We start from the raw sequence: 21149 nt of genomic DNA, 5'->3' as shown, positions 1-21149 counted from the left end.
AAACGTACAACTTCACAGTTAGTAAAGTCTGGAGCGCAGGAGCTGGTGGAAGAGCTGTAGCAGAAGTTTCGAACATACGTGGTCTCGATGAACCCGCTGATATAACTCTGACAATGATCATGTATAAAGATACAGATGCCAAAGCAGCTGGAAATTACTTTGTTCTTTCCAACACCGTTCCAGGAACAATAGTCAAGCCTCAAACATCTGAACCACAAACCGCGGAGTGAAAACTCCGTTTTATTTTTTTATTTATTAAATGAAACAATCAACAAGACCGAATTGACAACAAAAATAACACACACATAGGTGAAGTCTGTGAGCAAAAACAACAAAATAATCACCGCGGCAATAGCAGTCGTAGCTTTGCTGATCATCATAGTAGCTGTATTCGCTTCAGGCATACTCGCACATGACAGCGATGATGTCAAATCAGCAGAATATGAAGTGAACTTTATCGACGGCGATGATATTCTTAAATCAATATCAGTAAAGGAAAATAACTTAGTAAACAGAATAAGCGATCCTGTAAAGGAAGGATATGTCTTCACAGGATGGTATTCAGATAAAGAATTAACAAATGAATTTGATTTTAACGATACTTACATTACTGAAAATACTAACATTTACGCTAAATGGGTCAAGTCATCAGAACCTGAACCAGGCGACATCACATTCACAGTTACATTTAACACTGACGGCGGTAATGAAATTGCTTCTCAGATTGTAAAGAAAGGAGAGAATGCAGTAAGGCCGGCAGATCCTATCAAATCAGGATACAAGTTTGCAGGATGGTATTCTGATTCATCATTCACTACAGAATTCAATTTTAAATCACCAATCAATTTTGACATTACTCTTTACGCTAAATTCACTCTTAATCAGGGAGGAGGCGGAGGAGGTGCAATTACACCGCCGCCTGTAACTCCTGAGAAATATACAGTTACATTCAATTCTAATGGCGGATCAGCAGTTCCTTCTGAGTCAGTTGAATCAGGAAAGACTGTTTCAGAACCAACAACAGCTCCAACAAAAGAAGGATACGCTTTTGCAGGTTGGTATGATGGCTCAGACTTTACAACCAAATTTGATTTCAACAATACAAAAATTAATTCTGATAAAACATTATACGCTAAATGGACACCTGGAACTTATACGGCTGAGGGAGACAAAGTCACTGTAAATATCTCAGAAGAGCAAATCAATGAAATTATCAATTCACCTAATGATACAATTACATTGGTTGACGCTTCAGCATTTAATACTAATTCAGTCTCAATCGATTCTTCAGTACTTCAGAACGTCAAAGAGAATTTAAGTAGCAGCGATCCTAATAATAACAAGAAAATAGAAATTGCGCTTCCTAATGCTTCTATTGAACTCGGAAAGACTGCAATTGAAAACATTCTATACAAGAGCGGCGGAGAAGAATTATCATTCTCTGCCTCGAAAATCGATAACCTTGATACTAGTGTGATTAATAACTCGGATGTTGTATTAGATTCAGACTCAATTTATGAATTTAAAATCGGAGACGGTTCAATAAGTACTTTTGGTGAAGTGATCACAGTATCTATCCCATATGATCTTGATGGTGCTAACGAAGAGGATATCGTAGTTTATTACCTCAAGGGTGGTGAATTACTGCAGATCGCAGGTAAATATGATCCTAAAAATAAATGCGTAAACATTCAAACTGATCACTTTTCAACATTTGCTGTCGGCAATATCGGCAGATTCACAGTGAATTTCGATCTTGACGGCGGTGTCTTCTCAACAGAAGATTTCGATCCATCTGACTACGTATATCTCAAATTTAATGCTAATATCAAAGAAATAACTCCAACGAAAACTGGTTATAGCTTTAACGGGTGGGATTATAATGGCAGCATATGGAATTTTGCTAATGATGTTGTCAAAAAGAACATATCGCTCAAAGCCACGTGGACTCAAAATTCTTACAATATTGATTATGAATTGAACGGCGGATCTTCTTCTGACTATGATAAAAAATATACAATCAAATCAGAAACAATAAACCTCGGCAAACCTGTTAAGGCAGGACATACTTTCCAGGGATGGTTTACTGATAGCAATCTTAAAACTCCATTCAATTATGTCAGTGGAGTAACATGCGATAATTTGACTCTTTATGCGAAATGGAGTATAAACGAATACTCTGTTACGCTGCTGTCTGGAGAGGGATATAAGTTAAATTATCTCAATAATCAGAATGCAGATCAAAACATAAAAGTCAAGTACGGCGATAATTTCTCATTTACTCTTGAACTCTATGGCACATATGAAAACTCAAACATTGCCGTCAAAGACATTGATGGAAATGAAATACGTCCTATCAATGAAGTATACACATTAAACAACATCACTAAAGATCAAGTAGTTGCTGTCGAAGGAATTGAAGCAGACCCCGTGGACAGCTATAACATGATATTTGCCAATGAGAGTGAAGCATATTCTGTTAATCAAAAGGGTCCTGTTGAAAAAGGAAATGACTTTACATTCACTATTTCATTAACTGACGCTTACTCTAAATCTGCTGCTTTGTCTCTGCAGATATATGGCAGCTATGATTCCTTCGCTCTTGATACTTCATCTGGAAACAATCACACTTACACTATCAAAAATGTAATATCAGATTTAGTGATAATTGTCAACGGACTTGAGAAGAATACATACACTGTTACTTTCATGTCTGAAAATAAAAAGATTCTCGATCAGACTGTAACTCATGGTGAATCAGCATCGCTGATTAAAAATCTTACAAGGCCTGGATATGAATTTGGTGGATGGGCTTTTGAAAATGGAACTAAATACACTAATCAGCAAATCACTGAAGATACAACACTCTATGCAGTCTGGTCTGCAGGCAGTTCTAATTATTTCATTTACGTCTATCAGGAAAAAGTACAGTCTTCAGGTGTAAATACGTATGAATTAATCAAAGTTGAACAGAAATCAGAAACGATTGGTACAGAGATAAATGTCACTTCGGATGAATATCACACTAATGAGATATTAGGTGATTCGAAGGGCTTTAAATTAAACGAATCTATGAGTAAGCTCAATGGAACAGTTTCTTCCGAATCTCCATTAGTCTTAAGCCTCTATTTTGACAGAATTGAGTTTACTATAACCTTCTTAGCTCAAGACGGCTCTCAATTAACAACAGATGGTAGAACGGTAGCAAAAATCACTGCTAAGTATGGACAGCCCGTTTATCCTGTCAGAGTTGTTTTGCCAGACAATGCAATTCTTGATTACTGGCATAAATCTGGTGAAGAGGCTCTTTATACATTCACAACAATGCCTGCTGAAAATCTTACACTTTGTGCTAAATATGCTAGTGTTTACACATTATCATACAATGCAAACGGTGGAGAAGGCAGTCTTCCATTCTCTGTTCTATATTCCCCAGGTACAAAAGTAACTTTATTTGGTCCTGGTTATCCTGAAGATAACACATATGCTCTTACTAAAGAAGGCTACACATTCAGCGGTTGGATGTATGATGGCACTGTTTATCAGCCAAAAGATACATTCGTAATGCTTGAGGAAGATGTCACTCTAGTCGCCAAATGGACGGCTAACAAATATACAATAACATTCAACAGCAACGGCGGATCAGATGTAACTTCAATCACTGAGGATTACGGTAAAGTAATAACAAAACCAGCAGATCCGACAAAGACAGGTTACACATTTGCAGGCTGGTTCAAAGATGAAGGTTTGACAACTGCTTGGAACTTCGAAACAGACACAATGCCTGTCAACGGAACAACACTCTACGCAAAATGGCAACCTAATAAGTACACTTTAACAATCAACTATGTTTATGAAGATAGTTCAAAAGCTGCAGAATCATATTCTGAATCTCTGGATTACGATTCATCATATGATGTAACACCACCAGAAATCAGCGGCTATCTTCCAGACCGCAGTACTGTTTCCGGAATTATTAATGGAAATATATCTATTACTGTAACATATGGAGCATATGTAGCAAGCATAGGAAAAAATAATTACAGAACTTTAGAAGATGCTTTAGATGTTGCTACTGCTGGTGATAAGGTAATCCTGTTAAGAGATTACACTCTTACTCGGAGCGTTACAGTACCGAAAGGCGTATTCTTAGTACTGCCCTGCGCTGATGATGACAAAGGTTACGATTTAACAGTTGATTATGAACAACAGCACAATCCTGATGGAACTGTAAAAGATAAGGGAAGTTACAGCACTTTGTATCGCTCACTCACCGTCTCTGAAACTGCAACAATCACTCTTGATGGTCAGTTATTGGTCAATGCAGTTACTGGACGTGCCGAAGGTGGTTACAGAGTAATGGACATCACCGGTGGTTATGCGCAGATACTCCTTGAAGGGAATATAATCATCAAAAATGAAGGAATTTTAGAGGTCTGTGGATATATCACAGGAAGCGGACAGATAACAGCAGAATATGGTGCAGAAGTTAGAGAAATGTACATTGTGCAGCATTGGAGGGGTGGCTCTCAAGCATTGGCTATCTATCCCGATCTCTTTCCTTTCAATGAGTATGATTGTCACAGCATTCAATCTGATCTTAGAATTGAGTCTGGCGCATCGCTGTTTGGAAATGTAAAAATGTATGAAACTTGGTATAAGAGTTATCACTATACTCGTTTCCCTCAGATTGATAATGAAAATGGTTTAATCAGGCTTGCTGATGGTGCTTATGCAGTTATATCATTTGATTCAAGTGCCGTAAATGGAGAATCTTCTTCAGACACAGGCCGAACAACAATTGAAATCTACGGTGGAGCAACTTTCAGTCACAGCACTCTTTTAATCGTTGGTTTGGAATTGTCTACAAAAGAATTTATTTATCCAATCGATGGAGACATCTCGTTCGGTCTTCATGATGGTGATTATTTTATTGAAAACAGCTTTAAAGCCTTAACTGGTGTTGAAGTTACGCTTTATGAGCACACTTCGTTAACTTTAAATGCTAAAGGTGCAGAGGTAAACAGTAGTAATTCAAAGCTTGAAAAAAATACATTGGTATTTTACGATAATTTCAATGATGTAAATAACACTGATACGACTGAGTATCCGCAAAGACCCGCAGCAATTCTTAACTTAATGGATGATAGCACATTCAACATCTATGGAGTGTTTGCTGGTATTATCAATTTCGAAGGAAAATTGGGAAATGCAGTCGTAAATACAAAAGATGCTATCTCTTTGAAGTTAGATACAATCGAGGTCAATGGATACGTTGGAGATTACTCCCCTACTGAAATAACTGCACATGGTTTTGTAAACCTTCCTTTTGAAACAAAATATCAGTACACAATCCTCTTCGATTCTAATGGGGGATCAGATCAGCCTCCGATGAAGTATATTGCAGGAGATGAAATCGAAGAACTGCCTGTTCCTGAAAGACTGGGTTATGACTTCAAGGGATGGTATTCAGACTCTGCTTTAACCCAGTTATGCAATCCCGACAGCATAACCTCTGGAAACCTGACTCTCTATGCTGGATGGGCTGATTCAAAATACACAGTTTCTTTCAATTCAAACGGAGGAAGTTCTGTCTCAAATCAAACGATCAATTATAATGAAACAGCTAAAAAGCCGAGTGATCCTATCAGATCAGGATTTACATTTGATGCTTGGTATGCAGATAAAGAACTGAATCAGAAATATGACTTCAACACTCCTGTAACTGAAAATACAACAATCTATGCTAACTGGAATGCAATTGTGTATACGATTTCATTCGTCACCAATTGTGATGAAACTCTTGACAGTATGGACTATACTACTGACAATGCTTCCTTAAACATTGGAAAAATCAGCAAGACAGGATATGATTTCAAAGCGTGGTATCTTGATAAAGAACTCACTTCTGAGTTTAAATTCAAACAGTATGAAACAGTTGGTGATCTGACATTATATGCAGACTGGACTCCTACTGTTTACACTATAAAATATTATGACGGTACTGAGCTGAATCTTGAACCTCACACTTACACCATTGAAGATACTGTAACTCTCCCGACCCCTGTGAAAAAAGGATATGAATTTGCAGGATGGCACGAGAAACAAGATTTGACTGATGATGCAATATTCACTATCGCTGAAGGAACAATCGGCAACAAAGCCTACTATGCATCATGGAAGGAATCAGTATACTCAATAACATACATGGATGGAAAAAATAAGATTGAGAATCTATCTCCAGTGTCATACACCACAACTGTGAGAACTGAGCTGCCGACACCGTCAAAAGAAGGTTACGCATTCACTGGATGGTACAGTGATGCAGACTTCAAAAATAAAGTATCTTCAATTCCAAATGGCAGCACCGGAGACAAGATATTCTACGCCAAATTCACAATTAATCAATACACAATAACATTCGAAAGCAATGGTGGATCAGAAACAGGTGCAGTAAAACAAGATTATGGAACCACCATAACAAAACCAGCAGATCCAACAAAGACAGGTTACACATTTGCAGGCTGGTTCAAAGATAACAATACATTCCTGCAGGAGTGGAACTTCGACACAGACACAATGCCTGTTAACGGAACAACCATCTACGCTAACTGGGATCTGGATACATACACAATAACTCTACATGATGGAGATTCCATCTCAACCGTAAACTATGATGTAACAATGGATTCAGTATCTCTGAATAAACCATCTAAAGAAGGTTACACTTTCAATGGATGGTTTGAGAAAGATTCACAAACTGAATTCAAATATGTCAAAGGAACAACTGTAGGAAACAAAGATCTCTATGCAGAGTGGACCATCAATCAATATGCAATAACATTCGAAAGCAATGGTGGATCTGCAGTAAAATCAATAGAACAAAACTATGGAACCATCATAGAAAAACCATCAGATCCAACAAAGACTGGTTACACATTTGCAGGCTGGTTCAAAGATGATGAAACATTCCTGCAGGAGTGGAATTTCGACACAGACACAATACCTGTCAACGGAAAAACCATCTACGCTAAATGGACTCCAATGGTATACTCAATCATCTTTGATGCAAACGGCGGAACGGGCAGTATGAAAGATCAGCCTTTCATTTATGATGAGGCTAAGAACTTGGCCGCTAACACTTTCTCAAGAACAGGATACAACTTCCTAGGATGGTCTCTAAATCAAAGTGCAACAAACGTAGAATATGCAGATCAAGCTTCAGTTAACAATCTTGCTTCTGAAAATGAAGCAAAAGTAACTCTCTATGCTGTTTGGCAGATCAATAAATACACAATAACATTCAACAGCAATGGCGGATCAAATGTAACTTCAATAACACAGGATTATGATACGACAGTGGATAAACCGGAAGATCCAACAAAGACTGGTTACACATTTGCAGGCTGGTTTACAGATGCTGAATTCGCAAATGCATATAAATTTGGCAAAATGCCTGCTGAGAACATTACACTCTATGCAAAGTGGACCATTAATCAATACACAATAACATTCAACAGCAATGGTGGATCAGCAGTAGATGCAGTAAAACAAGATTATGGAACCACCATAGCAAAACCAGAAGATCCGACAAAGGACGGACATTCATTTGCAGGCTGGTTCAAAGATGAAACACTGACAACTGCTTGGAACTTCAAAACAGACACAATACCTGTTAACGGAACAACTCTCTACGCTAAATGGGATGTAATCAGTTATAATGTGAGATATTACGTAGATTCTAACATAGTCCTTGATAAAAACGTAAAGTATGGAGAGTCTGTACCTAAACCAACAGATCCAACAAAGACAGGTCACACTTTCATAGACTGGGGTATAGAAATACCACAAACAATGCCGGCTAAGGATCTTGAGTTCCATGCAACCTTTGAGATCAATAGCTATAAGATTACATACATGATTGATGGGGAAACCGTTGAAACACAGACATATGAATACGGAGCTGAGATCTCACCATATCAGCCAGCAGCTCAGGAAGGAAAAGAATTCTCCGGCTGGTCTCCAGGTATACCAGCTACGATGCCTGCTAATGACATGACTGTATCTGGATCATTTGATCCTAGTAAATTCACAATAACATACTATGTTGATGGAATTCAGTACGAATCGCCTCAGTCTGTCACATTTGGAGAAGCAGTAACTCCAATGATTGCTCCAACAGAAGTAGGTTACAGTTTTTCAGGATGGGATTGGAACGAAGATGAAGAAGGATTAGGAGAAGCTCCGCAGACAATGCCTGCTAAACATCTCAGTGTTTACGGATACTTCACAATAAATTCATACGATGTAACATTCCATTACAACAATGGAACTAATAACACAACAACTTCTGTTAACTTCAACAGTTCAATAACTAAACCAGAAGTTTCCAGATTGGGATACACTCTTGAAGGTTGGTATTTAGAAGACTCATTCACAACTAAATGGGAATTTAATGCTGACAAAATGCCTGCCAATGATATTGATCTCTATGCGAAATGGAATCTTGATACATACAAGATAAAATTACACAATGGCAGTGATGTACAATCAATAGGCTATAACATCACTCAAGATGTATCATTACCATCAGAATCTAAAAAAGGTTACACATTCAATGGATGGTTTGAACAAAATTCACACGCAGCCTTCGAATATATCAAAGGAACAACAGTAGGAGACAAAGATCTCTATGCTGAGTTCACCATCAATCAATACACAATATCATTCAACAGCAACGGTGGATCTACAGTGAAAAACATCACTGATGATTATGATAAAGCAATAACAAAACCAGGTAATCCAACAAAGACAGGTTACACATTCGATGGCTGGTTTACAGACAATGGAACATTCAACAACGAATATTCATTCACAGCGATACCTGCTGAGAACGTCACTCTCTATGCAAAGTGGATTTTAGACTCATACTCCATCAAATACTATGATGAAAGCAGTGAGATCTCAGATCTTAATCCAAAAAGTTATACTATTGAATCTGGTGAGATAACTCTTGAGAATGCAACAAAGACTGGTTACATATTTGCAGGATGGTATGATACTGCAGACCTTTCAGGAACTGCAGTATCATCAATTTCTGCCAACTCAACTGGGGATAAAACATTCTATGCTAAGTTTGTTGCAAATTCATACTCAGTCATCTTCAATGCAAACGGCGGAACAGGTAGTATGGATCCTCAGACATTCACATATGGTACATCTCAGAACTTAACTGCCAACACTTTCACAAGAACCGGACATGATTTCAAAGGATGGTCTACGGATTCGAATGCAATAGATGCAACATACAACGATCAAGATTCAGTTAGCAATCTCACTCCTGATGCTAATGGATCAGTTAATCTGTATGCTGTTTGGCAGATCAATCAATACACAATAACATTCGAAAGCAATGGTGGATCTGCAGTAGCAGACATCACTAAGAATTACGGTAGTGAAATAACAAAACCAGAAAATCCAACAAAGACAGGTTACACATTTGCAGGCTGGTTTACAGATTCTGAATTCGCAAATGCATATGCATTTGACAAAATGCCTGCTAAAGATATCACATTGTATTCAAAATGGACTATAAACTTATACAATGTAACATTCCATTACAACAATGGAACTGTTGATACAACTGATCCTGTTGAATTCAACAATTTAGTAGCTGAACCAAAAAATGTTTCCAGATTGGGATACACTCTTGAAGGTTGGTATTTAGAAGACTCATTCACAACTAAATGGGAATTTAATGCTGACAAAATGCCTGCTGAAAATATCGATCTCTACGCAAAATGGACTTCGATTACGTATAATATATCATTCAATCTAGGTGAAGGATCTGGATCCATACCGGATATGGAATATACTGTCGAAATCTCAATAACATTACCTACACCGACACGTGAAGGTTATGTGTTCGTTGGTTGGTATGAAAACGGTGCTAAATTTGAATACACCAAGGGACAAACAGTTGATGATCATAGTCTGGTTGCCAAATGGACTGCAGAAAACTATACAATAATATATATGGATGGAGACTCTAAACTTACTGCAGAACCTGGATGGCCTACAAAATATACATCTGAACGTGCAACAGACCTGCCTGCTTCTGCAACAAAGACTGGTTACACATTTGAAGGATGGTATGCTAATGCAGATTGTTTGGGAAATAAAGAAACATCAATTTCTGCTCAATCTATCGGAAACAAAGTGTTCTATGCCAAATTCGTACCATATAACTACACAGTCATCTTCAATGCAAACAGCGGAACAGGCAGTATGAATGGTCAGCCCTTTGCTTATGATGAGACTAAGAACTTAACTGCCAACGCTTTCATAAAAGAAGGTTATATATTCATAGGATGGTCTAAAACTCCAGACGGGTCTGTAGACTATAGAGATCAAGCTTCAGTTAGCAATCTCACTTCTGAAAACAAAGCAGAAGTGACACTCTATGCTGTTTGGCAGATCAATCAATACGCAATAACATTCAACAGTAACGGTGGATCAGAAGTAGCTTCAATAACTACTGAATATGGCTCAACGATAACTAAACCAGTAGACCCATCAAGAACCGGATATGTGTTCGGTGGGTGGTATTCAGACGAAGGGTTGAGTAATTCATACATCTTTGGTTCTGCAGTTACTGAAAATCTGAATTTGTATGCGAATTGGACTCCAATCAAATATAGAGTAACATTCTACCCAAATGGTGGTGAAGGTAGAGCTGTATCTGCATCATTCAATTATGATGAGTTAAAACCATTAACTTTGAATACATTTACAAAAGAGGGATGTAAATTCATAGGATGGTCTTTAGATCAAAATGCAATCGAGCCCACATATTATGATGGGGAGATTGTAAACTTAACCTCTGTGAATAGAGCTCAAGTTAATCTATACGCTATTTGGTCTTCTGGTCCTTATGTGGTTTCCTTGCCCAATAACCCAATAGATGGACATACATACACTGTTAAGGTTGCAGAAGGATATGATGAGAGTTCTGCCGAGTATCTCAAGCCATTTGAATTCATAATTACCTTTGATGACGAATTATTGGATAATCTAGTTCCAATTGTTAACTATGATGGTAATTACATTATTGGAACTACTTCAGATGGCCTAACTTATAGTTTCATAATTGATTGTATAAATGGAAATATAACATCTTCAAGATTAGATGTAATTAATCTTGATGAAAAACTCAATGCACTCATCGATGGCATTCTTTCTGATGATTTTTCAGTAGTAAAAACTGGAAAAACAATATTGGTATCCATCAAAAATGCTAATAGTAACGCAGCCGAACTGATGTCTGCATTATCTATGCTTGGGAATTTAGGACACAATTCAGTTAGAACAAATGATTCGACACTCTTATCTTATCTACCATCTGATGAAGACTTATGGGAAGACAATAATGCACAATATACAATCAATACTCATGGATATTCAATTATATTCAAACAGGACACCAGTGAATTAGAAAAAATTAAGATTGAATATCTAACTAAAATTGAACAGGCTGTGAGAGTATTCCGTGATAATACTACCTGGTATCCTGTAATGAAAGTAGTAGACTCCGTAACGAAAGAAAACATCCCTTGGGATGAGGTGATATCCACTTCTGCAGGAATTGAATATCTTGATGGGGTAGAATATAAATATATTGACCTGCCCATTCTATACACAGCAATTAATGGGTCTGATATCTCAATTTTCAATGCTTTGACAACAAACTTTGCGACAGTGATGGTGTTGATAGGTCACGAAGATCTGAGATATGGTACTTACTCCACAGATACAAACTTCGGTTCAGATATGGTAGAATTTGGAAGTAGCTTATTCGATCCCAATGGAAATATAAATGGGAATTATATATCATACATCTATAAGCAGGCGCTGTCTTTCTTAAAGTATATGGGTCTGCCTATAACAACTATAAACGACCCACTTGCTAAGTGCTTCGATGAAAATGGAATTGGATATGGTGGATTTGCTAGACAGTATTGTATAAGTGGTGAGAATGGACTCAGATATACTGATATCTATCATTTCAAATTCTCCAACTGTACTGATGCTGGTTCAAAACCGAAAATGCATACACTCACCAATTCACAGGGCATATCGCTTCAAGACTTCGGTCTTGGAAACAGTCTGATAGATGACTCTCTAGTGTTATATAAGAATGAATATGGAGCTAGTATGTTGGGTAAACCCAATTCACTAACTAATGTTTATGAATCTGAAAATACTAGGTTTGTAAAAGGTGAACTAATTGTATTTGAAGGTGGCTACTCTCAATCGAATCTGACTATAACATCTACAGCTGGAGATATCATCTGGTACAATGATCACTCATTCATCATGCCCGATGGGGATGTAACAATTACGATAAACCAATAATTAGGAGGAAAAATAAATGCAAAACAAAAATAGATTATTACTTGCAATGGGAACAGTACTGCTTGCAGCATTCTGTTTCATCGCAGTTGGAGCATTGGAGGATTCTAGCTCTGACAACGATGTAACATTATCTGCAACAAGTACTGAACCCGTAGCAATGGTAGGAACTGAGACATTTACAACTTTGGAAGCAGCATTGGAATATGCATTTGAGGGAGATACAATAATCTTACTTGGTGATTATACAATGTCCCAGAGTGCAACTTTGTATTCGGGCGTATCATTACTCATACCCTGCATGGATGACGATGTCGGATATACATCAACAGGATACAACCCTGATGGAACAACATCTAGCGTTAAGACACTATACAGAACTCTGACAATTCCTGAGAATGTTGTTTTAACAGTTGAAGGAAGTATTTTAGTCAACGCAGTCACAGGTTACCCTGCAGGCGGAGATTTTGATCAAGACATCAGAGGAGGATACGCTCAGATCAACTTATCAGGAGACATCATTGTTGAAAACGGTGGTCTTCTTGACAACTGCGGATACATCAAAGGAGCAGGACAGGTAACTGCAAAATCAGGAGCAGAAATAAGAGACTTGTTTGTAATTGAAAGCTGGAGAGGAGGAAGTCACGCTCTTAACTTAATCGGTGGATTATTTGATGTAATTCTTGCTGATGAGTATCACGATCCCTTCCCTCTCAACGAATACAACTGTCATAACATCGAGTCAACAGTAAAAATTGAATCAGGATCTTCTTTCATCGGCAATGTAAAAATGTACGGTGCAAGCTCATTCAATTACACTCTGTTCCCTCTGATTGACAACACAAACGGTCTGATAAGATTAGCACCTAACGCATACATAATCAAAACATACAATGAAACTGCAAGCAACGGTGCTGCAGCAAACGATACAGGCAGAACAACAATTCAGATTTACGGAGGAGCAACTGCTGATGATTCTACATTGAATTTCACATTCAGCGGTGTATCTAAAGATCTCTCAACAAGCAGGTTTACTTTCCCTGTAGACGGAGACATTGAATTCGAATTACACAGCGGGAACTACACATTCAATGACAACTTCAAATTCTTAACAGGATCAGTCATGACAGTGTATGCAGATGCAACTCTGACAGTGCCTTCCGATAAGAAAGTTGTCTTCTACGATGAATTCAACGATATCGACAACAACGGAACTTCAGAGTATCCTCAGAGAGATGCAGCTTACATCTTACTGAAAGGAAATTCAACACTGAATATTCAGGGATCATTTGCAGGCATTGTCAAATGTGAGACCTCACTGGATCAGGTAATCGTAGGTGCAAACGCTGTTACAATAAATATCGAATCAAAGGAAGCGAACGGCTACAACAACAAAACAGCACCGTCCGTATCTCTTTACTTTGATCTTCAGACGCAGCTGGTAACAGCTTAAACTCTAAACTGAAAATAAAACCTGTCAGTCTCTCAGACTGACAGTATCAAACTCTTTAATAATGACGGCGCTGCTTTAAAGTTCCCGCAGAAGAACTGACGCGGCAGGATCGGTTATTTTTGCTCACCAATCGATCAGCTGCGAAAGATCATCTGACGAGATGCAGCAGTGACCGTCATCCTTGATATCAACAAGGATTATATTAGATTTTCAGATCAATTCATGATATCCTACTAGCTTCTCAGTAAATTTTTAGACGTTTATTGATCAGAAGCTCCGTAAAATACCTGCACAGGGTATTTTTCATCAGCTACATACATAGCATGACGAAAATGTGCGATCTTAAGCAGATTCTCTTTTAGATCAGTATCTTCTATAGCATTTCCATCAGAACCTGCATTTTCAATCAGCTTGTATGCAGTGTTTCTGTCTGCTGCATATAAATCAATTTTCATATTCTTGTCTTCTGTATTGAATATTCTTAAAGCATCCTCTTCATTGATTGGGTCTATGGAAACATACAGTTCGGCTTCATTCTTCTTTTTAGTTTCGATGTATGCTATGTAGTATTCAGAGGGTTCTTTCTTTTTGCTGGTATCCTGATTTAGAATCTCCATATCGTAAGTTTTGCCCCCATAGGCTTCCGCAGTAACTAGCTTTTTTTGTGATTCTTCAAAAGAGCAGTAGTTAACATCTAATCTTACCTCTTTTACCAATCCCTCTAGTTTTTCATTGAATTTACGCAGTTCCCGCGGTGCGTATATCATGAGAATTATACCTACTACAATTGTAGCCGCTATGAGAATCATGCAAAGTATGTTTCCAAACAATTGCATCTCAATTGATTTGCCTCGAGTGATGATACTTACGGAAAGCGAGACTATCAACAGGACTACAAAAAGAACTGCAAGCCCGATACTGACAGCTTTTACGCTGCTTCTATCTCCTCAACTCGATGTTTTGTACTTAACGATCTAACATCGGCTTCTCATCTATTTAGAACACTAACTAAATTCTTACTCTGCAATTTTAGACGCAATCTCGATTAATATAAAATAATGAAATTGAAAAATCTGCCTAGATGCGCTTGCTGCTATTGGGGATACCAAATTACAGTTCTGATCTTAGATTTAATAATCTTTGATAAGTTCTTTTTTGTATTAAGAAGCCAATCAACAAGGATGTAGATCCGGTATTCAAATCCGTTTCATCCTGTCTGCAGAAATCATTATTTTGGTAACCATCATCTATCGAAGTTTTAGTGAAGGATTGACCGCATGCTTAACATGCCTTAACCAAGCTCTATTTGCTGCATTCAATTACGAACCATGTTTTTGACAGTGTTCGACACCCGCAGCAGTCACAACTTCTACACCCCTATACTTTTTAAGATCATCTCCGACAGGACAGACGCTTGTACAGATCCCGCACGGCCAATGATGTTCATTTTTTATCCTGAGATGATGCCTCGTGCATCTTTCTTTATCCATCGCGTAGATGCCGCCGTTGTTTTCTGTAAAACACTGTGCAGGACATTTTTTAAGGCATTTTCCACAATGAATGCAGATGTTGCTTTCCTGCATATCATCCGGTGGAATCGGAGCATCTGTAAGAATGGAAACAAGCCTGATGCGGGGTCCGAATTCCTTTGTAATCAGATTATGACTGTCACCTATGCTTCCCATGCCTGCATAATATGCAGCAACGACATGAGAAAACGCTGCATCAGAATTGTCCATTAAAACTTCAATATTGTAATAACAATCTCGTGGGAAATAAAGTGCTCTGTATCCTTTTTTCATTGTTATGTAATTTGTTAAACGATAAGCGATATCATCGAGAACTCTGTTGCTTGTATTGTACAGCTCCTAATACACCATAGATGGTGTGGTATCAATCATTGGTATGTAGAGTGGGATTCCGAGAACGATGATATTTTTCACCCATGGCCAAATATTCTGCGGCCAGAATTCAGGCTCCTGTATTGGGAGTTCCTCCCATTTTGAAACCGAGCAGGAACGGACAATATTGGCTCCCAGGTCTTGTGCCTTTTTGATGATTTCCTGCTTCAGTTCTTTATCGATCGAATCCACAGTACGCTCCTCCAACCGCCTTTATCAAACATAACTCAAATAATTTAAAAAAATGGTTTTGTCAGCTGATCTCAGCCGTTTTCGTATTTCTGCTGAACTCACTTCTTAGCGGGTTCCCATTTGCAGCGGACTGGAGAAACAATTGCACCTTCTGCCTTCAGCTCTTTGAAGGCTTTGTCAATCTCCTTCCTGTCGATTCCAAGTGCTTTTTCAACTTCCCCTGCGCTCATGGGCTTTCCATTTTCATTCATGGCTTTTAAAACATCATCTTTAACTGCCATTTTTTCACCAGGTGCGAATCAGTCTGTTTGTATTTGATCTTGTCACCAAACTGCAAAAATTTACCCAAAATAGTTTCAGCAGACTGATTGATGCAAAAATCCGGCTGGATATGTTGCATCTCTGTTTTTTTGAGATTTTTTGATGCATATGCTCATTTTTACGAGCAGTTTCATTCGTTTTTGCAGGCATTTTATGAATTTTTCGCTCGGATAAATGCATACAATTCCATGCACTGATCAAAATCACATTTATTATCATGCTGATTATCTCAAGACAGAGACTTTTTGCAGCACTTACCTCTTTCCAGAGTCCATTTGAGCAGTAATCATTTGTCAATATTTTCATTTTTTTAAGAACCTCCTGATTAGCATATCAGATATGACTATATCAATACTTTTTTCGAATCACTCCGAATAAATTTAATATTATTTTGATTCACATAATCAAATGAGAAGCCATTGTTTTATGCGGATGCAACAATTATTTTCAAAAATGAACATGCCAAAACCATAGTTTTAAATAGGGTTCAGAAAAAATCTAACAAGATTTCTTGATTTTGATAATTAAGTCAAGCACATTCCAATTTACACGGCAACAAGTCACAGACTTGTATCCTAACTTCAATGCCAGTCTTAAAAAACAGTTCATTTTCGATCATTTTTTTAACAGATGCTGATGAAACTGCCGATTTTACAGAATTTAAAATCATGCCTGAGAGTTTACGAACGTTCATCGTCGCACTTTCTTATTGTTTTAAGCTGAAAATCCTGTTTTTGACGTATTCTAATGCTATGGATGTCTCAGAATGAGTGAATGCCGTTTTAGGTGAGTTGTGATGCTAAAATCAATCGAAACTGCATTCGAAATCAGGCGTTTTATGCTGTTCGTATCGAGTACGATCGGCTCATTTGCATGATTAAAAACGAGGGGGCATTTAGCAGTGGTATTTTGATGAATTTAACCAACGGAAACTAAGCAGATTTCAGCTCAAAATTCTCAAAATTTTGATTGATTTTCTCATCAAAATCTTTGAAAATTTCGAAAAATTTCGAAGGGCGCAAATTAGGCGAACTTGACTTAAAAAGACGGGCAGGGGGCTATGCGTATGCGCACGCGCGCGCACATTGTAAGCAACCTTTGCGAAAACGATCACTGCAGGAAATTCATATTTAATGATTTTCCCGTTTAGATATTTAAATATATCTCAAATTTAGCATTAAACTATTGATTTTATTGTATTTTATATGACATTATTAAAAATAATTTTAAGTCCGCCTAAAATAAACACAATTTCAAGAGCATTTATGATCAGTTGCAGCTCTCATAATCTCACATCGGATAGCTTAATTTAAGTGACTTTTTAGATCAGAGATGAGTCAAAATATTTCAAAAAAAGCAGAGTCTTTTTAGCTGATAATCAATGATGCATGCTTACCTGCGATGTGCGTTAGAATGATACTCAATGGCGTAGCTCTTGAGGAAAAGTCTTGCGCTGCAATCATAGACTCTCTGTTCGTGCAGCGCAGTTTAGAACATTATTCACCGCATTTTAGTCTTCGGCATCCCTACTGCTGTAGCTGTAACATCGATCCAATTCGTGAACTTCATTTCTTTGCCGTATCCATCACAGAATCTGTGCTCATCGACTTCCACATTGAGATGCACATCTGTTACAGACATAGCTTTCATTTTGTCCATTACATGATTTTCTGCAGCAGTTCTGGCAGAGCTCTTTGCCATTTCAATGGTAGAATATTCAATCGGTGAAGAACCCGGACTGAATACTCTATATGTATGGTCTGCACTGGGGTATATCTTGACAGTCACAGATTCGATAACCTTGCTGAGAACAGCTCCTACTGCATTACAGACTTCATAGCCCTGAGGAACGATCATTTCCACATCCATTTTTCCAGATACCGGTTCTATGAGAATTTGAGCCGGAGCACCAACCCCGATCAGCGGCAGTTTCATGTGCGTTTCAATTGAAAGATCATTGAATAAATCAGACCCGGCGGCAGCGCGGAGAAGAGTTTCAAATGCACTATCATCACTCAGCAGGATGTTCTTGTCCGACAAGGATTTCTTGATTACTTCTTCACCAACGCGTGTTATGATCAGATCCATGATAACTTCTGACAAATCAGCATCATCATCTCCGTATTTGTCAGAGAAAATTTTCAAACCAATCTTTGATGCTTCCTCATCTCCAGACTTATAACTGCCGCGGCAGTGCATAATGTCTGTCGGAGTCAGCCCAGTCATGCTCACAAATCCGCGTTTTTTCAGTTTTATAAGTTCATCTTCTATGAAGACTATACCTTCAATTTTGGAAATTGCTTCATAAATGCTGCACGGAGCATTTTCCTCTACAAACTTAAGTGCAGTCTTCTCTTTTTCAGTCATGTTTGATATTGCTGGTCTGGAAGGAACATAGAATGTGAGAATATTCTCATCCAGCATCTTGTCTTTTAAGTTTGGATACTTCAACGAAGCAACTGCCAGAGGCACTACTTTGTCAGGACCGATTACGATGTTTCCCTTATCATTGATATAAACATTGGAATCTCCTCCGAGTCCGCACGTCCAGATATCGATTGCGTTTACTCTGGTTCTCCATTTTCCAACCATTGCCCCTTCAGTGTTCAAACGAGGGAAGCCGTTTTTCAGACAGACTATGTCTGTTGAAGTTCCTCCCATATCCACAACCATGCAGCTGTCTTTTCCGGAGAGTGCGTGGCCTCCCATAAGTGATGCGGCAGGACCGGAAAGAAGGGTCTCTACCGGGATCTCCTTTGCCATATTGAGATCCATCAGACCGCCGTTGCCTCTGAAAACGTAAACAGGAGATGTAATCCCCCTGGAGTTAAGGGAGGTTTCCATTGAATTCAAAAATGAACTGATGATCGGCATCAATTGAGCATTCAGAACAGCTGTGACAGTGCGCTCATATATGCCGAGCTCTGCACTCATCTCATGCCCGAGTACAACCGGCAGGCCGTACTTCGACATGATCATTCTCTTTACTCTCGTTTCCTGCATAGGATTAGCTACGCTGAATTTTCCTGAGACTGCAACAGCATCAACGCCTTCGCAGATATACTCTAGAGCTTTATCCAGCTCACTTTCATTCATGTTGGTTGACTTCATTCCCCAGGAATCGTAGCCTCCAGTGATGAATGTAGATTTTTTGCATCCCAGCTCCCAGTCATCTCTTGGAGTCCATCCTATACCGAGGAGACCAACTTCTCCTCCTTTTCCTTCTAAAATTGAATTGGTAGCCAATGTGGTAGAAAGTCCGACTATGTCTATGTCTGCGGGCGGGATGCTGCAGGATGACAACGCTCCATCGATAGCGCCCAATATTCCGATCGATAAGTCTTGGTAAGTTGTAGGCGATTTTGCTTTGGAAAGAATTTTCTTACTGTCTAAATCAACTATTGCCGCATCGGTAAAAGTTCCGCCGGTATCGACTCCCAGACCTATTGACATAGTCTTACATCGTCCTCTTGAATATTAAACCATACGTGAAAAAATGTTACATTCATATATCAGAATTCTGGTTGAAATGTAACGGGATTGCTCTTAATTCACTGTTGATATTCAGCAATAAATGGTTTAAACGAGTCACAATCTTGTTGCTTCAAGCAGCCAGTCCAGCAGATTAACATGTTTTATCCCGTTGCCTGTATTGCGCGTAATTGGATCTAATGATAATATTGTTTTAGGAAAATTATCATTTATCAATTCCAATGATCTCACTTCTCTTTCATATGTTTCTTCAGGCAGTAAGGTCTGAGTTACTTGAAAATACTCAATTTTATTTCTTTTTCTGGCCGTGAAATCTATTTCATAATCGCGGTAGCTGCCGACATTCACAGAATATCCCCTTCGCAGAAGCTCAAGGTATACAATATTCTCAATCTGTCTGCTGATATCATCTCCGGCTGAATTACCGAGAACTGTATTTCTCATTCCAGTATCCGAGACGTAATATTTCTCACGCGTTTTCAATAATTTTTTTCCTCTGATATCATATCTGTACGCTTTGTAAATGATGTAAGCTTCTTCCAATGTGCGAAGGTAATTTCTTACCGTGACTGGAGATAAATCAGTATTTTCAGAAATTGAATTGCTGCTGGTGATATTTCCGATATTGGACATTATGTATCTGCACACATTGTTGAGCATCACCGGATCATGGACACCCAATCTAAACTGAACATCTTTGTTGAGAATTGTATTGTATATGCCTACCAGATGATCGCTGGTAAACTCCTCATCTCCGTCAGGGTCAACCATTGGCATTGATCCATACCATATATAATCCTGAAATCTGGCATACTTGTCATGACCTTCGCTTGGCGGATGAAGTTCAAGATATTCTTTGAATGATAATGGCAGCATGTTTATCTCTACATATCTTCCAGACAAGTAGGTAGATAGTTCAGAAGACAGGATGTACGCGTTAGATCCTGTAATATATATGTCGGCATCATAGTCAACCATCAGAGAGTTGATGCTTTTCTCCCACCCGCTTACTCTTTGAATTTCATCCAGGAAAACATATGCTCTTTTTGCTGAATTTATTTTTGAAGCTAAGTAATCATTGAGATCCTTGTATGTTTCAATTGATTTGGCTTCTCTCGACTCCAGATTAATGTAGACTATGGCGTTTTCATCAACAGTCTCTTTCAGTTTCTTAATATACTGCCTTATCAAAGTGGATTTGCCGCATCTTTTGAGGCCTGTGATTACTTTCACCACATCGCAGCGGTCCTTTCCACTCTCCAGTCTTCTGAGATAACCTGTTCTTTGGACTTCATGAGATGCGTTCATCCGCCTTTCCTCTTTGACTCATGAAGACTTCATATGTAAAAATTATAACTGTAGTTACAAAACTTGTAAAA

At 38.3% G+C, this 21149-nt stretch carries 8 protein-coding genes; 2 read left to right on the top strand and 6 right to left on the bottom strand.

All coding sequences use genetic code 11. The features are described 5' to 3' along the window. Positions 1 to 318 precede the first annotated feature (318 nt). The gene (locus tag H729_RS09855) at positions 319 to 12414 is read left to right on the top strand and encodes an InlB B-repeat-containing protein (protein WP_020449439.1); all 12096 of its coding nucleotides are present in this window, start codon (positions 319 to 321) and stop codon (positions 12412 to 12414) included. Between the two features lie 16 nt (positions 12415 to 12430). Continuing rightward, on the top strand, positions 12431 to 13864 hold the full coding sequence (locus tag H729_RS07665; RefSeq protein ID WP_020449438.1) for a hypothetical protein: 1434 nt from the start codon (positions 12431 to 12433) through the stop codon (positions 13862 to 13864). 260 nt (positions 13865 to 14124) lie between these two features. Here H729_RS07665 and H729_RS07660 read toward each other — a convergent pair whose 3' ends face one another. The 6 genes from H729_RS07660 to H729_RS07635 all read right to left on the bottom strand — a co-directional run bounded on the left by H729_RS07660 (position 14125) and on the right by H729_RS07635 (position 21078). Beyond that, positions 14125 to 14673, bottom strand: a complete 549-nt coding sequence (locus H729_RS07660) for a hypothetical protein (RefSeq protein ID WP_048134061.1) — start codon at positions 14671 to 14673, stop codon at positions 14125 to 14127. A gap of 510 nt (positions 14674 to 15183) precedes the next feature. Further along, positions 15184 to 15666, bottom strand: a complete 483-nt coding sequence (locus tag H729_RS09575) for a 4Fe-4S dicluster domain-containing protein (protein WP_147554418.1) — start codon at positions 15664 to 15666, stop codon at positions 15184 to 15186. Positions 15667 to 15732: 66 nt separating this feature from the next. Next, entirely contained in the window at positions 15733 to 15957 is a 225-nt protein-coding gene (locus H729_RS09570) for a hypothetical protein (RefSeq protein WP_052312436.1), read from the bottom strand. Positions 15958 to 16055: 98 nt separating this feature from the next. Then, positions 16056 to 16238: a helix-turn-helix domain-containing protein gene (locus tag H729_RS07650; protein WP_020449436.1), complete on the bottom strand. Its 183-nt coding sequence runs from the start codon at positions 16236 to 16238 to the stop codon at positions 16056 to 16058. 1540 nt (positions 16239 to 17778) lie between these two features. Then, positions 17779 to 19731, bottom strand: coding sequence for a hydantoinase/oxoprolinase family protein (locus H729_RS07640; RefSeq protein ID WP_020449434.1), 1953 nt, complete (start codon positions 19729 to 19731; stop codon positions 17779 to 17781). Positions 19732 to 19866: 135 nt separating this feature from the next. Next, entirely contained in the window at positions 19867 to 21078 is a 1212-nt protein-coding gene (locus H729_RS07635) for an ATP-binding protein (RefSeq protein WP_020449433.1), read from the bottom strand. Between the last annotated feature and the right edge of the window lie 71 nt (positions 21079 to 21149).

It is taken from the genome of Candidatus Methanomassiliicoccus intestinalis Issoire-Mx1 (assembly GCF_000404225.1).
Lineage (GTDB): Archaea > Thermoplasmatota > Thermoplasmata > Methanomassiliicoccales > Methanomassiliicoccaceae > Methanomassiliicoccus_A > Methanomassiliicoccus_A intestinalis.
Note: the sequence above shows the minus strand (reverse complement) of the source record. Positions and strands in the feature narration are given on the sequence as shown.

Bases quoted from the DNA above. Each gene is read 5' to 3' on its own strand.
- H729_RS07660 (WP_048134061.1), bottom strand. From the start codon at position 14,673: ATGATTCTCATAGCGGCTACAATTGTAGTAGGTATAATTCTCATGATA.
- H729_RS09575 (WP_147554418.1), bottom strand. From the start codon at position 15,666: ATGAAAAAAGGATACAGAGCACTTTATTTCCCACGAGATTGTTATTAC.
- H729_RS07640 (WP_020449434.1), bottom strand. From the start codon at position 19,731: ATGTCAATAGGTCTGGGAGTCGATACCGGCGGAACTTTTACCGATGCG.
- H729_RS07665 (WP_020449438.1), top strand. From the start codon at position 12,431: ATGCAAAACAAAAATAGATTATTACTTGCAATGGGAACAGTACTGCTT.
- H729_RS07635 (WP_020449433.1), bottom strand. From the start codon at position 21,078: ATGAACGCATCTCATGAAGTCCAAAGAACAGGTTATCTCAGAAGACTG.
- H729_RS07650 (WP_020449436.1), bottom strand. From the start codon at position 16,238: ATGGCAGTTAAAGATGATGTTTTAAAAGCCATGAATGAAAATGGAAAG.